The organism is Lacicoccus kunmingensis DSM 17847, assembly GCF_059568765.1.
Map to the genome: position 1 here is coordinate 1 of NZ_JCANUC010000002.1, position 13,657 is coordinate 13,657.

The window sequence follows — 13,657 nt, forward strand, 5'->3', positions numbered from 1 at the left end:
TCACATGCTTCAAGGTTTCATGAAGTGCACTGAATTCAGAGCCATTATCCGATGTGATGGTCTTGAATAACGACGGCATGTGGTCACCGGCCCGTTCAACGAGTGATTCAATCGCCTCAGTGACGGATTGCGCGTCCTTGCCATCAATTTTTAACAGCACTTCAAATCGGGTCTGTCGCTCCGCGAGTGTCAGCAACAACACATCATCCTTGTGTCTCGCACCGATGACTGTGTCGATTTCCCAGTGACCGAATGTCTCCCGGGATTCGACAGCTTCCGGCCGGCCAGAGATCGACGGCCCCAAATCACGTTTGTGTTCACGGTCCTTGCGCGTTTTTGATTTTGTATTGCGGCCCAGCTTCTCTGATAGATTGAGGTTCTTCGTGCGCATGATATGCCGGTCAATCCAGTTGTACAGTGTCGTCGTACATGGCATCAGCTCAGCAGGGAACAGATCCGCCTGTTTCGCAGCACCGACGACCGCATCCGGTGACCAGTGGTGCTCCAGCATCTGTGCATCTGCCCAGTCGACAAATGCATTGGATTGGCTCCATTTCGGTCGCCGGCCAGAGTGAAGACGGTTGGTTTCATAGCGTGTTTGGGCATAGCCCGGGTCATAGACATAATACTCATAATCATAGGTCTTACCCTTCTGTTTCTGGCGGGCGATTTGCCGAACAGTGCCGCGATTGATTTCGTTATTAATCGTTTGAGGTGCGCGTCTTAAACGGCGGGCAATCGCACGGTTGGAGTATTTTTCTTTCTTTAACACCTCGATTTGGGCCCGTTCATCTTTGGTGAGGTGTTTGTCTTTGATGGATTCAGTGTTATCATGAAATTGCGTCATGTGATTTCATTCCTTTATTGAGAGTCTGCTAACTTCAATATAACATGAAATTCACATGGCGTTTTTTGTATCAAAGGTGGCTAAGTTCATTATAAAATCCACCAAACAGTAGAACATATCAAATAATTATACCAAAGTGGTGTAAATTATCAGAACAGATATTATTTCTTTCTGATTATAGGAGGTTGAAAATGGAAATTGAGATTACAAGATTTAGAGTGAAACCAGGTAAATCTGAAGTGGTGGTGGATGAATGGCTGAAATTTTTGAAAGATAATATTGAAGATGTACTTGTCACTCTGGAAGGTGAAAAGATGTACGTTGAGTCAATACACCGGGAAATATGGAATGGAGCAGAATATCTTTATTGGTATTCAGTCCAGGGATATGGCGGTATTGAAGTCGAAGAATCTGAGCATTGGATTGATAAAAAGCATTTAAAATACTGGGAAGAGTGTATTGATAAGACATTTAAGCCAATGGACCTGTCAACAGAAGTGGTCATGATCCCCAGAAAAGTAAGAGAAAGTATGAATTAATTATTTAAATATACGATTAATAACTATATTCATTATTAAGAACCCGGTGTTTATCAATCTTTTCGATACCGGGTTCTAATTATATCTATATTAATCTTTATTACCATTTCTCTTTATTCTGAGCTGCTCCCCAATCAACTGTCTGCAAATATTCATACGTTCCGTTATTCTTAAAAAATTTTGCCATTCACCTGGAAAACTTAAATTTTTTTGTTCTTATTTCAACATTTAAGAAGTCATCAATTTCAAAATTCAGAGCATCCATAATTTCATTCTTTGTGCCAATAGCCTGCCCGTAACCATACTTAAAAATTTTTCGATTTTTCACCCATTCAGAATCACTTCTTACGGTAAATGTTGTAGCATTCTATGATATGTGCGTGAACTCCATAGTATGTTTCATCGGTTGATGCTCTCATAATGCTTTTTATATAAAACTCACTCTATTAATATTTTAATACCCTGTTTGAAGTACGCCTATATTAACAAAATATGTTACCTGAATTTCTCAAGTCGATACAAACCTTCTTCATCTACCTGACCGACACCATTTTTAAAATCATAACCCAACTTTTGATAGAAAGATAAAGCGGTGATGGAGGCTGGGATTTCTATACGCTTTGCTCTCAGAAAATATTCATCACTTTCCAGCTTCTCCATGATCTGTTTCCCAATTCCTTTGCCTTGATAGTCGGGTGAAACGAATATCGTGAATAAGCTGCTTTCGGTTTCACTGCCCCAATATGATCCTATAGAACCGACACCGATGATTCTTTCAGTCTTTTCATCTGTAAAGACATAACAGTTCGTCCACCTACTTCTTTCAATAAAAAAGTTCTCATTTATTTTTGCGACATCATTCTCAATATATTCTTCCGAGTAATCTTTACTGTTCGTCTCTCTTAAAGTTCTTCTGACCATTTCTGATACTTCTTTCGCATCCTGTTCTTTAAATCTCCTATTGTTTATCATCGCAGACTCCTTTATCTAATTTTCTAAATCAAAATATTTAGAGAGAGTGACTTTTCTCTCTTCCCTGCCCCATTTATGATAATCATCAAAAACAGCTGCGATATCATTATCCGCCCTTACTTCCACCAGATATTTTACCGTCAGATAGCTTCGCCAATAATCAAACATTATACTGGATAAAGTCCCTTGATATGAGCTGCTCCCGAACGCTTCCAGTGAATGATTCCCATATTCATCTTTAAATGCATTGTATAACTCAGTTTCTACATTGGTAACTTGATTGAAATCACTTTTATTCAAGAGCAATTTTCTTGGCAGATAGAGGCACATGCCTTCCTCAAACCAAATGCCTTCATCTAATTCCTCGTCAAAATCATCCAAAAACAGATCTGAATGATGAGTAAGTTCATGAGCCAGAATGATAAGCATTTCCTTCTCTGTATTTTCCTTATAAAATCGTCTCACCCCAGGCAAATCTTTGCCATTCAGCTGGTCTTCAAAGATATTCTCCCATGCTTTAATTTCCGGAGACATGTATATTAAATCCTTATTAGTATAAGCCGGTATAGGCACCTCAGAAAATACAGTTGTAGCCAGTTCTTCCGTAGTCCATACAACCGCTTTAGGTTTATCTTTCAATGAAAATTCTTCTTCCAGTATTTGTTGATATTCACTCAATCCTGATGTGAATCTATCAATAATATCATGATACTTTTCAAAATCACTTTTATGTTCAAATGCATATATCTTTTTCATTGAAACAGTCCTGACATGAATTTTTCTGCACCTAATGTTTTATTTAAAAGTTTGCTTAAGAGTCCCTTTGCCATCTTTAACCTCAACTTCTGCATATGCGCCATTAATAAAAGTCATCTGTGGCGGAACGTGACCGCAGTCGATATCGTATATGATCGGCACGCCTAATTCGTTATTCAATTCTTCGTATACATCACTTATAAAATAGTTATCTGCTGCATCATTCGCAGCACTGCGGCCGAACATAATACCGGAACAATTATCAAACCAGCCTGCAAGTTTCATCTGAACCAGCAATCTCCTCAGATCTGTTGTATTTAGTTCACAGTTCTCTAAATACCACAATATCGGCTCGTCAAAAATATGGTTTTTCCTGAAATCATTCACATTGCCATATGGTGTTCCCACTAAATGTCTGATGACATCTATACACCCTCCAAGCAGCCTGCCATTTACAGCCACTGGTTCATCGTCAACCGTCTTCCACTCGGTTGGTTCATTAAGATGGTACACACAGTCAGAAGGGTTCTCATGATTCCACTCTTTTTGAAAACTTGTCTGAAGAGTGCTGAGTTACATAATTTCCGGCCTTTGTACTTAATACCTTTTCCCACATAGCAGTGGTCTCATCAGAGTATTTACCTCTTAAATCGACCAGGTTTGTCCCGTGCGCTGTAGCTATGCCTGTCTTTAAAGTCACTGCCAAGAGCAATGCACTTATGTCCGAATACCCCAATATCCATTTGGGATTTAAGTTGTTCCAGTCTAAATGTTCCAGTATTTCTATTAATAACTCTCCGCCCCACGGCGGTATGATGATATCTATTTCATCATTTGCCAACATTTTGTTAAATTCTTCAGCTCTCTTCAAAGCGTCAGATGATTTAGCCTTATTCTGAGTCCAGATCGTTTCTCCTGCAGTCACTTCGTAGCATCTACTTTCAAACTTTTTAAAAGCCTCATTCAACAAGTTATGCAGTACTTCCGGCACTCCGGATGAAGGCGCCGTTACACCGACTGTATTTTTCTCATTCAATATAGGATATTCGATCATTTTATGCTCCACCTTTTATAATAAAAATTCTTATGTGATTCATCCTGACATGTATTCACTGGAGAGGATACTGTAAACCAATGTATCTCTGTAACCATCCTTCAATAAGATGTTCTCACGCAGCAGGCCTTCTTTTGTCATGCCTGCTTTTTGCATCACTCTTTCGGATCCTTTGTTTCTCTTATCAGTCGCCGCTGATATTCTGTTCAATTTCAATTCATTAAATCCATAATCGAGTAGCTGATTCACTGCATGTGTAGCAATTCCTCTGTTCCAGAAATCCGGATGTAAAATATAGCCGATTTCTCCGCTGTCATTGTCTTTATCAATCGTCATTTCAATCGCTCCGATAACCTTATCAGATTGCTGATCGACAATAACTTTATGATAATGCGTCTCATCACTGTGCATAACAATTTCCACATGCTCTTCTGTATCTTCCAGGCTGTTCGGTCCCCATCCCTGGTATTTTGATACTTCCTCCAAAGCGGCATAGTTATGTATGGCTTCTACATCAGTCCGCTTCACATCTCTTAAATAAAAGTTCATATCAGCACCTCGTATGTATTAAAGCTTATAAAATTTTGGCCATGTAGTATTCATCGTAAAATTTATCATTTATTAAAAGAGAATCTTTTTTGATGCCCTCGATTTCAAATCCCATCTTTTTATATAATGCGACTCCTGCTTTATTGTCAATAACGACCGTGAGTTCCAGGCGATGTATATTATTGTTTGATGCCCATTCGTTCATTTCACTGAATAACCGGGTACCAATCCCCTTTCCTCTATGTGCTTCAAGTATGCCAACGACAATATAAGCTGTATGTCTTTGTCTTCTTGCATTACCGCCAAGAATGAACATGTAGCCGATCAACTCTTCCCCTGCTTCAGCAACCAGTATTGTAGAGTTATCTTTCCTCTGTATACCATCAATCATTTTGAGTTGATTTTCAGCTGGTATATTTCTCTCTCCCGCTTCCCAAAGCATATATTGTGAACTTTGATCCACCTGCTGCATGAGCGTTGTCAGTTGTGCGGCATCATCTGTTGTAGCGCTCCTTATAATCAATTAAACTCTCTCCTCTTCTTTACACATAAAAGTCCATATCCGGTTTTGATTGTTTATAATAATTCAACCGGTCTTCCAGTGTACCTGTATGCAGCTCAAGTTTATGCCCGTCGGGATCGGTAAAATAAACGGATTGCTTATCCCGAATATCTCTTTTGCGACCTTCGAGAATATTCGCTTCATTGTCCTCCAGCCATTGATACCATTCATCAAAGTCGCCATCAGATATGCTGAATGCCATGTGGGTATATGAATATTTGATTTCCTCTCTTGGTATGTTCTTCTCTTCATTCAAAGCAAGCCAGAGCCCGCCAATGTTAAAATAAGCGGTCTTCTTACCCTCAACTAAAATTTCTGCTTTTAAAACATCTTTGTAAAATCTGATGGACCTGGGTAAATCAGATACAGAGTAAGTGACATGATTAACTGATTTGATCATTTTGTGTCCTCCCGTTGCTTTTATCCTTCAAATGCGATCTTACACCTTTGCCCGCCAACTTCTCATCCTGATACCTCGGCATTATATGCATATGAGTATGACCGATATGCTGACCACCAGTTTCATATACATTCCACCCAATATTATAGCCATCGGGTTTATGCTTATTATCTATGTGCACCTTAACTTTACGCAGCAGATGATATGTATCCGTCCATTCCTGATCTGTCAAATCAAACACTGTCTCCCGATGGTTTTTAGGTATGATTACACCTGCGCCTTCCAGAGTCCCCTCTTTTTTCTGCAGCTCGTCCAATTGAAGGAAATAACAGCTCTCATTTTCCATTATAATTTTTTGACCGGCATTTATATTCAAATCACAAAACTCACAGTCATTCATTTTAGTACCCCGACTTTTCATAATCGTCATCCTCAGATCTGTCCCGGCCGATGAAGAAACTGATTATCAATTCAAACACCGAGTATACTATGACTGCCACGATGAACAATGCCCACGATATCAATTCAGGGTTAATGAAATACATCGTCGCTAAAATTCCTACAAATAACAGTCCGAATAAACTTCTGAATACTCTCAGTTTCATATTATCCCTCTTTTCTAACTATTAAGAATAATTATATATAAAATCTCAATAGTTATAAAGATTTAGTTTAATAAATACATATTTATGAGCTTTATATTATGTCCTTTAAAATACGAAAAGGCCACAGTCTACAATATGACCGTGACCTTTCTTTATCAATTTTTCATTTCTTTTACAGGAATCCATATTTCGCTGTAAGCATAACTTTCTTTTTCATCATCCATTATTGTAAATGAAAATGTTGGTGCATCCACCAATTCATAGTTTGAAGATGGCAGCCACTCCGAATATGTCCGGGCCATTGTATTTTGAAGTGTTTCCGGAAACTTCCCTTCATTTGGAAGGACTACCCAAGTGTGTGCATCAACAGCGACTGTATCAAGAATTGAATTGATATCTTCTGCAGTAGTCACTACACCTATTGTATGTGTCAGATCGCCTTCTTCTTTTAATAATTTTTCATCTGCGTCGTATGCAGCATTTACAACCTGATTGGGTTCAAGGTTTTTAATCCTATGCATCTCTATTCTTTGTTCTTCTGTAATACTCTCCGCAAGTTCAACAATTTCGTTGTTCACACCTTCGAACTGCATCGCTACTCTCTTACTCACTCCTGCAATCGTGAATGCAGGCATCTCTTTGATTTTCACTTCCATATTTTCTCCTCCTCTGACATCGATATAGAAAGAAAGTTTTGGAAATGAAATGATTGTCCCAGTCTGTTTAACCTCTGAAGGCAGATGACCGCTCCAGGCTTTGAATGCTCTAGTGAAACCATCCATAGACTGATAACCATATTTGAATGCGACAGATGTCACACTCTCGCCATCCACCAGATCCTGATTGGCCATGGCCAATTTTCTCTTTTTAATATATTCACTGAGTGGCATGCCACTGATATACTGAAAGATTTTCCTGAAATGATAATCGGATTCTCCTACAAAACTTGCAACACCCTCCACTTTAATATCATTCGAAAGATTTTCTTCAATATATTCAATTACATCGTTTAATGTTTTAATCATCATTTCCATCTTCCTTTCAAATCTTATGCTACACACCAATGAAAAGAATCACTCGATGTTTTTATGTCAATTTAAGTCGGATGAAATTTCTCTCGAAACTATTAATATGATATTTATTTTATTATCAAGCGCGAATGTAGGATTAGGAAGAGAAAAAACCACACCTACAGTGATGTGGTTTGAAGCTTATTAGAGTTAGAGTCGCTAATACAAGATCTCATCTATTCATCTGTTTTTCATCTTCAGGTTTGAACATCTCTAACACTGTACCAATTATAAAAACAATGATTGCAATTGCAATAACTCTCAAAATTAAATTATCAATTACGTCTGGAAGTATCAAACCACCTATAATTCCGGTAAGAACTGCCAAAATTAAATATCTCATTTGTTTATTCACATTTATTCCTCCCCTATAATTAAAGGATAGCTACCAACTTTATCTACAACCAACAATTTAATGTTGTGAAATGTATAATCTTCTTCATTAAAATTGGTGAAATGTTTTGACTTCTTACTACGTTTTTACCATATAATTGCTTTTTTAAACAAATTATCAATTCAATAGCAAATGGATTTTGTTCATGTAAAAGAAAAAATGAGATTGAGTAAAACCACTATCTGAATCCACGATCTTAATTACCGTTTCAACAGATGGACTCGATTAAGCGACTGTAGGATGGTTTGCTGGAAAATTTGAGAAAGTGCTGCTGAAAGGAAGGGATTAAACTAAAGGACAAAAGACAGTCGAGGAGATTATAAATAAAAGGGGTAATGAGAAGCTGAGTGACTATAACGGTGACTTCTCCTCTCTTGAATCAGTTGTACAGGCTGCTTAAGATATACTCTCCGACAATGAACGAAATATTTTCCGACTAGTTGTGAGTATGATTTTTTTTATTAAATCCAGTTGTAATTTCTGAATAATCTACCTACAAGAATCTTTGAAAAGTACAATAATCGCGAAAATAAATATAGGGATAGCACACATTATATAAGCAAGACCTTGAAATCCCCTGACGTAAACATATCCGATAACGAACAAGATCAGACCAGCAATGATACCTGAGTAACCCAGGATATTTACAAAAATCGGATTTCCAGAATTTTTTCTAATCAATGACGAAGTATAAAGTAAAATAAGACCAACTATGATTCCAACTCCCATAGGTATGAAAAACATCCAACTCTCTCCCTTTAACTGATTATTTATGGGCTGCCTATCATCGCTTACTTCTCCCATAAAAATTTAATGCTTATTCTCTTCATCGTTATTCCATAGTTTTGTTTTCATTAAAAAACCAACTGATATCGCTGCTGCTACAATGTCTAAAAACCCTAATAGTACTTCCATCATACCCCCACTTTGTTTTTAAAACTTATTTGAATTATACGAAGTATCAACCATTCATCGGAAAGTTTTTGATAAACTCCATCAAACCAAAATAACCAAGCGAACCCAAGCCAAGACCAATGACGATTATAGCAATGATAATATATCTGGTTTTTCTGTCCATTTTCAACCACTCCTGTTTGATCTCATTTATTTTCCAGTTCCTTTATAGTAAGCTTAGGAACTTGCGCCAAGTATCCAAATAATTGAAAATAATATAATCATAACACCTAATAAAACTAATAATGCATTGATAATGAATGCGATCTTTCCTAAGATGCCTGTTTCTTTTTTCATACTTAATAAGCCAAAGATTGTACCCAATATAGCGGAAAGAAAGGATATCGAGATCGGATATAGCGGCTCTGGACCGAAGAAAGGGATAATCACTAGAAAGATACATATTATTGCCAAGTACTTGAACATTTTAATCTCTCCTATTTGTACCATTATTTATCTGTATAATTGAATAGATTAGATGTAGCAAATCAGTTCTCTTTTATTAAAACATCTCCAACTATAGTACCTATCCATATTCCGAAAAAAACTGTGACGGTAAGGAATAATACACCTACTCCGTCCCAACCTCCAATACCGATCAGGCTGTAAATAACTACCGCAATGCAGATTAGACTTGAAATAACAGCGACCGAATATAAAGATTTCCTTGAAATGCTGCGAGAAAAAATTATAAATAAAACCGCAAAACCTAAACCTATCAGGAGTATTGGAGTCCATCCCTCTAACATTAAAGCATCCATCTTCCCCCTCCTCTTAATACTTCTATAAAACTGCCAACATAGTACCCATATTGATAAAAACTAATATGAAAATTAACATTGTATCTTTAACCTTTTAATATATTTTTACCGTATCATCCAACTATTAAACAAATAGTAAAATATAAATTTCTTTCAGGTGAATTTTGAGTACTTTTTAAGGGTAAGCAGTTAATGACCAGGATTTTATTTTAAATTGACATTTCACAGAAATATTTCATAAAAATTAAAGGAAAGGAAGTTTTCAATGAAACAGATATCTGAATCTACAGTGTTAATTACAGGGTCAACAGACGGACTCGGCAAAGCAACTGCTGAATGGTTTGCCGAAAAAGATGCGAAGGTGCTGCTGCATGGAAGGAATGAAACTAAAGGACAACAGTCAGTCGATGATATTAGAAATAAGACTGGCAATGACAAGCTGAAGTACTACAACGGTGACTTCTCCTCACTTGAGTCTGTCGCAGGTGTCACTGAAGATATACTGTCGGATAATGAACAAATCGATATACTGATTAATAATGCAGGTATCGGTGGCGGCCCAGTGTCAGATAACCAACGTGAAACAAGCAAAGATGGTTACGAGTTGGTGTGGGCAGTGAATTATCTTTCACAAGTACTTTTCACCAGAAAATTACTGCCTTTAATGAAAGATGATTCAAAAATCATTAATATCGCTTCTATCGGTCAGGCGGAACTTGATTTTGATGACCTGGGCACTGAAAATAATTATGATGATTTTCTGGCATATTCACGCAGTAAACTTGCATTGATCATGTTCACGTTCGATCTTGCTGATGAACTGGCTGATAAAGGCATCAGTGTCAATGCCATCCATCCCTCCACACTCATGGATACAAACATGGTTCAACGACATTTCGGAAGTTCACAGACATCTGTAAAACAGGGATTGGATGCTGTGACAGCACTGGCAACTGCTGAGGAGATTACGGGAGAATTCTTTGATGGTAAGAATCGTTCGAAAGCACTGGGACAGGCTTATGAGATAGAGGCCAGAGATCAGTTGAAAAGAATTACGAGATATAACTTACAGGCATATATTTGATTAGCATGTATTTATAACTTTAGTGGAATTCAATAACTGCCTTTAAATTACAAGACACTATTTCCTCAGAGATAATATAAACACCGGACAAAATTGTCCGGTGTTTATATTTGTTTAAATATTCATGCTTAATCTTATATCATGATATCTTTCTACCCACTGACGGGAATCATTCTCTTAAAAATATGAACTGATCCAAGTGAATATATCACTTATAAACAAGTAATTGAAAGTAAATACGCCACTGATCAAGAATGCTATCATAGTAATTTTTAGAATTGAAAATGATTCGAATAATTCTTTAATCAAGTATATCTCTCCTTCATACCTTATAATTTTGAAACTAGTTTAACAGGTAAGTAAATCAAGAAAACATGTGCTAAAAATGGCGTTAATATATAAATTATAACATCAAGGTTCAATGAATAGTCCATGACCCCAAGCAAAAACACCGCTGTAATAATACTGATTACCAAACCTACGAATGGCAGCCAGTTCAAATATGTGTCTAAACTCTTTTCCTGCTCTTTGCTCAACATTTTTTTATCCCTTTCTTTAACAGGCTTTAATTTTATGAAACCCCATCCGTTTTCCTTTTATAATGAAATAAAGCGAGAGACGGTATCATTATCAGGAATATCCAGAACTCTGGACTGTATATATTTAAAAGATCCATTTTCGGTTCACCGACCAGGAAATTCATCGCTGCGACTATAAACCACATAAATAGTAAAGCACATAATTTCATAAAATTGCCGGTAGTTTCTGATTTGTCGCTGTCTGACTCATTATGTTCTTTTTTGTTTAAAGCTTCAAATATTGCCAGAACGAAAATAAATAACCATGTCAATGCCATCGGTCCGTATTTTACTGTCGTTGACGTCCAACCGGCATCATGAAAAAAGTCAGCAATGAATGACCACAACAGTGATACATATAACATTGTCATCAGAAACCAAACTTTTAAGTGCATACGCTTCACCTTTTAAAAATTGTTGAATATCACATTTACTATATTTTTATCCTATCATATTAATTATAAGTATTGTTTTTATACTCCAAATTTTTCGTTGCAATCTTCGACCAGATGGCCATAACCGTTATTGATAAGAGAATTCACAATTTCATGTTTCCTGTATGGGTCATCATGTTCCAGTTCATCTATTCTTTGAAACTTACCCTGGAATGTCATTTCCACTATTGTCCTGAGCAGGATATCAGGCCGTAAAATAGCGGTGTTCACCCTTACATACTCCATGTCGGACCTTGATTCATCGAGTACTTTCATTTCGTTATACCCGGGTTGCCAATCGATAATATTTTTGTAGAATACCCGATGTTCCTTGTTCTTCGCTTTCAATATGAAATATTCATCAGTCTCCTGATAGGACATATCATATTCACGTTTTATGATCACAGATGCCAGACCAAACAATACTGCCATAATTCCAAATACAATACCCATTTCAAACTCACCCGCAATTAAACCAAGGAGTGCAGGGATCACACAGAGAATCGCCAGCAGTGTAATAAACCTCAAAATAAAAATATTGAATGTCCCCGGACGTTGTACGTCATTCTCAGATTTGGGCTTCGCAAACTTTTTCCTTATGAAAACCGCGAACCCTATCAAAATACCCGTTATTATAAAAGTTAAAATACCGCTGTTCATAGTACAAATCTCCTTCAAAAATATGAAATAATTCAATCATTTCTGAAAATATATTAGTTTGTTCAGTATAACAAAGAGATAATAACTGACAACATAACTCTGCATTAATTTTAAATTAACTGTTGATAAAAGTGTTATCATTGTATATATTGTATAGTAACAATATAATATGTATTAAAATATGAATGTTATAGAGGTTAAAGCATGAAAATATTATTATCAAATAGCTCCAAAGAACCTTTTTACAGCCAGATTTACGAGCAGATCAAATCATTGATTCTCTCTGATGAGTTAAAAGATGGTGAAGGTCTGCCCTCCATGAGAAAGCTCGCTCATGATCTTAGTGTCAGTGTAATTACGGTCAAGAGAGCCTATGATGAACTGGAAAAGGAACGTTTCATCTTTTCAATCGTCGGAAAAGGTTCATTTGTCAGTGAAAATAACATCGCGCTGATCAAGGAGAAGAAAATGCAGGCTGTAGAAGAACAGCTCCAGTCCGTCGTCGCAAACAGTAAGGAAATCGGTATCAGTCTGGAAGAATTAACGGAAATGCTGAATATATTTTATAAGGAGTGAACACATGGAAAAAGTCATCGAATTAGAAAATGTAAGCAAAAGTTTTTCAGGCTTCTCTATAAAGAATCTTAATTTAAGTATTAACAAAGGTTATGTGACAGGGTTTGTCGGTGCTAATGGCTCAGGAAAATCTACAACTATAAAAATGATTATGAATTTGATTAAACCTGATTCTGGTCATCTGGAAATATTCGGCATGGCACATAGGGAAAATGAGAAGGATATTAAACAGAATATTGGTTTTGTATACGACGACAATGTTTATTACGAAGGGTTAAATCTTCGGGATTTAGAGAAGATCATTGCACCTGCATATCAAAACTGGGATAAGAAAGCATTTAAATATTACATCGAAAAATTCAATTTGCCATTGCGTAAATCGATCAAAGATTTTTCGAAAGGTATGCGTATGAAAGCATCGCTCGTCTTGGCACTTTCCCATAACCCTGAACTGATTATTATGGATGAACCTACAGCTGGTCTGGATCCTGTATTTAGAAAGGAATTATTGAATACACTGCAGGAAATTATGATTGATGAAAATAAAACCATTTTCTTTTCAACTCATATTACATCAGATCTTGAAAAAATTGCAGATTACATTGTTTTTATTAAGGACGGTAATATCATTTTTAATCACTCAATCAATACGTTGCAAAATGATTTTTCTTTGGTTAAAGGAGACCGTTCATTAATTGACAGAGACACTGTAGAGGCGTTTGAGTATATAAATTATAAAAGTGACACTTTTGAAGCCATGACAAAGAATACTAAAGAAGTTGCGGAAATTTTTGGAGATGAAATTGTTATCGATAAGATTTCTTTAGAAGATATAATGTACTTTTTTAATGGAGGTGATTAA

18 protein-coding genes and 1 pseudogene are annotated in these 13,657 nt (G+C 36.6%); 4 read left to right on the forward strand and 15 right to left on the reverse strand.

The window, feature by feature from the left end; genetic code table 11:
• Positions 1 to 847 (reverse strand): IS30 family transposase (locus BO48_RS02370; protein WP_496365838.1); only part of this gene is annotated, 847 nt, incomplete at its 3' end.
• Between the two features lie 191 nt (positions 848 to 1,038).
• Between BO48_RS02370 and BO48_RS02375 the strand changes: the two genes are divergently transcribed.
• Positions 1,039 to 1,386: a DUF6176 family protein gene (locus BO48_RS02375; protein ID WP_496365839.1), complete on the forward strand. Its 348-nt coding sequence runs from the start codon at positions 1,039 to 1,041 to the stop codon at positions 1,384 to 1,386.
• Between the two features lie 495 nt (positions 1,387 to 1,881).
• On the opposite strand, the gene BO48_RS02380 is transcribed toward BO48_RS02375, so the two are convergent.
• The 12 genes and pseudogenes from BO48_RS02380 to BO48_RS02435 form a co-directional block, all read right to left on the reverse strand.
• Positions 1,882 to 2,358 carry a GNAT family N-acetyltransferase gene (locus tag BO48_RS02380; RefSeq protein ID WP_496365840.1) on the reverse strand — a complete coding sequence of 159 codons (477 nt, stop codon included), beginning with the start codon at positions 2,356 to 2,358 and terminating at the stop codon, positions 1,882 to 1,884.
• 15 nt (positions 2,359 to 2,373) lie between these two features.
• A complete protein-coding gene (locus BO48_RS02385) occupies positions 2,374 to 3,114 on the reverse strand; it encodes a hypothetical protein (RefSeq protein WP_496365841.1) in 741 nt (246 codons plus the stop codon).
• A gap of 39 nt (positions 3,115 to 3,153) precedes the next feature.
• Positions 3,154 to 4,168, reverse strand: a pseudogene (locus tag BO48_RS02390) (S66 family peptidase).
• A 39-nt stretch (positions 4,169 to 4,207) separates the two neighbouring features.
• Positions 4,208 to 4,717 (reverse strand): GNAT family N-acetyltransferase, encoded by a 510-nt coding sequence (locus tag BO48_RS02395; protein WP_496365842.1) that lies wholly within the window; start codon positions 4,715 to 4,717, stop codon positions 4,208 to 4,210.
• Positions 4,718 to 4,742: 25 nt separating this feature from the next.
• Complete coding sequence (locus tag BO48_RS02400; RefSeq protein ID WP_496365843.1) at positions 4,743 to 5,240, reverse strand: GNAT family N-acetyltransferase; 498 nt, start codon at positions 5,238 to 5,240, stop codon at positions 4,743 to 4,745.
• A 19-nt stretch (positions 5,241 to 5,259) separates the two neighbouring features.
• Complete coding sequence (gene fosB / locus BO48_RS02405; protein ID WP_496365844.1) at positions 5,260 to 5,679, reverse strand: FosB/FosD family fosfomycin resistance bacillithiol transferase; 420 nt, start codon at positions 5,677 to 5,679, stop codon at positions 5,260 to 5,262.
• Positions 5,663 to 6,025 carry an HIT family protein gene (locus BO48_RS02410; protein WP_496365845.1) on the reverse strand — a complete coding sequence of 121 codons (363 nt, stop codon included), beginning with the start codon at positions 6,023 to 6,025 and terminating at the stop codon, positions 5,663 to 5,665. The genes fosB and BO48_RS02410 overlap by 17 nt, the downstream gene beginning before the upstream one ends.
• Positions 6,026 to 6,080: 55 nt before the next feature.
• Positions 6,081 to 6,284 carry a hypothetical protein gene (locus BO48_RS02415; RefSeq protein ID WP_496365846.1) on the reverse strand — a complete coding sequence of 68 codons (204 nt, stop codon included), beginning with the start codon at positions 6,282 to 6,284 and terminating at the stop codon, positions 6,081 to 6,083.
• Positions 6,285 to 6,439: 155 nt separating this feature from the next.
• Positions 6,440 to 7,309: an AraC family transcriptional regulator gene (locus BO48_RS02420; protein ID WP_496365847.1), complete on the reverse strand. Its 870-nt coding sequence runs from the start codon at positions 7,307 to 7,309 to the stop codon at positions 6,440 to 6,442.
• Between the two features lie 217 nt (positions 7,310 to 7,526).
• Positions 7,527 to 7,709, reverse strand: a complete 183-nt coding sequence (locus BO48_RS02425; protein ID WP_496365848.1) for a hypothetical protein — start codon at positions 7,707 to 7,709, stop codon at positions 7,527 to 7,529.
• Positions 7,710 to 8,237: 528 nt separating this feature from the next.
• Positions 8,238 to 8,552: a YesK family protein gene (locus tag BO48_RS02430; protein ID WP_496365849.1), complete on the reverse strand. Its 315-nt coding sequence runs from the start codon at positions 8,550 to 8,552 to the stop codon at positions 8,238 to 8,240.
• A gap of 638 nt (positions 8,553 to 9,190) precedes the next feature.
• A complete protein-coding gene (locus BO48_RS02435) occupies positions 9,191 to 9,463 on the reverse strand; it encodes a YesK family protein (RefSeq protein ID WP_496365850.1) in 273 nt (90 codons plus the stop codon).
• Positions 9,464 to 9,728: 265 nt separating this feature from the next.
• On the opposite strand from BO48_RS02435, the gene BO48_RS02440 reads away from it, so the two are divergent.
• Positions 9,729 to 10,547 (forward strand): SDR family NAD(P)-dependent oxidoreductase, encoded by an 819-nt coding sequence (locus BO48_RS02440; RefSeq protein WP_496365851.1) that lies wholly within the window; start codon positions 9,729 to 9,731, stop codon positions 10,545 to 10,547.
• 571 nt (positions 10,548 to 11,118) lie between these two features.
• Here the strand turns inward: BO48_RS02440 and BO48_RS02445 are convergent.
• Together BO48_RS02445 and BO48_RS02450 are read right to left on the reverse strand one after the other, a co-directional pair.
• The gene (locus BO48_RS02445; protein ID WP_496365852.1) at positions 11,119 to 11,496 is read right to left on the reverse strand and encodes a hypothetical protein; all 378 of its coding nucleotides are present in this window, start codon (positions 11,494 to 11,496) and stop codon (positions 11,119 to 11,121) included.
• 102 nt (positions 11,497 to 11,598) lie between these two features.
• Positions 11,599 to 12,219, reverse strand: coding sequence for a hypothetical protein (locus BO48_RS02450; protein WP_496365853.1), 621 nt, complete (start codon positions 12,217 to 12,219; stop codon positions 11,599 to 11,601).
• Positions 12,220 to 12,423: 204 nt separating this feature from the next.
• Between BO48_RS02450 and BO48_RS02455 the strand changes: the two genes are divergently transcribed.
• Entirely contained in the window at positions 12,424 to 12,795 is a 372-nt protein-coding gene (locus BO48_RS02455) for a GntR family transcriptional regulator (RefSeq protein WP_496365854.1), read from the forward strand.
• A 4-nt stretch (positions 12,796 to 12,799) separates the two neighbouring features.
• Positions 12,800 to 13,657 (forward strand): ABC transporter ATP-binding protein, encoded by an 858-nt coding sequence (locus BO48_RS02460; protein WP_496365855.1) that lies wholly within the window; start codon positions 12,800 to 12,802, stop codon positions 13,655 to 13,657.

What these genes read in the sequence shown, in the direction of transcription:
- BO48_RS02415 (WP_496365846.1), bottom strand. Translation starts at nt 6,284, where the DNA reads ATGAAACTGAGAGTATTCAGAAGTTTATTCGGACTGTTATTTGTAGGA.
- BO48_RS02380 (WP_496365840.1), bottom strand. Translation starts at nt 2,358, where the DNA reads ATGATAAACAATAGGAGATTTAAAGAACAGGATGCGAAAGAAGTATCA.
- BO48_RS02420 (WP_496365847.1), bottom strand. Translation starts at nt 7,309, where the DNA reads ATGATTAAAACATTAAACGATGTAATTGAATATATTGAAGAAAATCTT.
- BO48_RS02445 (WP_496365852.1), bottom strand. Translation starts at nt 11,496, where the DNA reads ATGACAATGTTATATGTATCACTGTTGTGGTCATTCATTGCTGACTTT.
- BO48_RS02450 (WP_496365853.1), bottom strand. Translation starts at nt 12,219, where the DNA reads ATGAACAGCGGTATTTTAACTTTTATAATAACGGGTATTTTGATAGGG.
- BO48_RS02440 (WP_496365851.1), top strand. Translation starts at nt 9,729, where the DNA reads ATGAAACAGATATCTGAATCTACAGTGTTAATTACAGGGTCAACAGAC.
- fosB (WP_496365844.1), bottom strand. Translation starts at nt 5,679, where the DNA reads ATGATCAAATCAGTTAATCATGTCACTTACTCTGTATCTGATTTACCC.
- BO48_RS02455 (WP_496365854.1), top strand. Translation starts at nt 12,424, where the DNA reads ATGAAAATATTATTATCAAATAGCTCCAAAGAACCTTTTTACAGCCAG.
- BO48_RS02375 (WP_496365839.1), top strand. Translation starts at nt 1,039, where the DNA reads ATGGAAATTGAGATTACAAGATTTAGAGTGAAACCAGGTAAATCTGAA.
- BO48_RS02395 (WP_496365842.1), bottom strand. Translation starts at nt 4,717, where the DNA reads ATGAACTTTTATTTAAGAGATGTGAAGCGGACTGATGTAGAAGCCATA.
- BO48_RS02385 (WP_496365841.1), bottom strand. Translation starts at nt 3,114, where the DNA reads ATGAAAAAGATATATGCATTTGAACATAAAAGTGATTTTGAAAAGTAT.
- BO48_RS02430 (WP_496365849.1), bottom strand. Translation starts at nt 8,552, where the DNA reads ATGGGAGAAGTAAGCGATGATAGGCAGCCCATAAATAATCAGTTAAAG.
- BO48_RS02460 (WP_496365855.1), top strand. Translation starts at nt 12,800, where the DNA reads ATGGAAAAAGTCATCGAATTAGAAAATGTAAGCAAAAGTTTTTCAGGC.
- BO48_RS02435 (WP_496365850.1), bottom strand. Translation starts at nt 9,463, where the DNA reads ATGGATGCTTTAATGTTAGAGGGATGGACTCCAATACTCCTGATAGGT.
- BO48_RS02410 (WP_496365845.1), bottom strand. Translation starts at nt 6,025, where the DNA reads ATGGAAAATGAGAGCTGTTATTTCCTTCAATTGGACGAGCTGCAGAAA.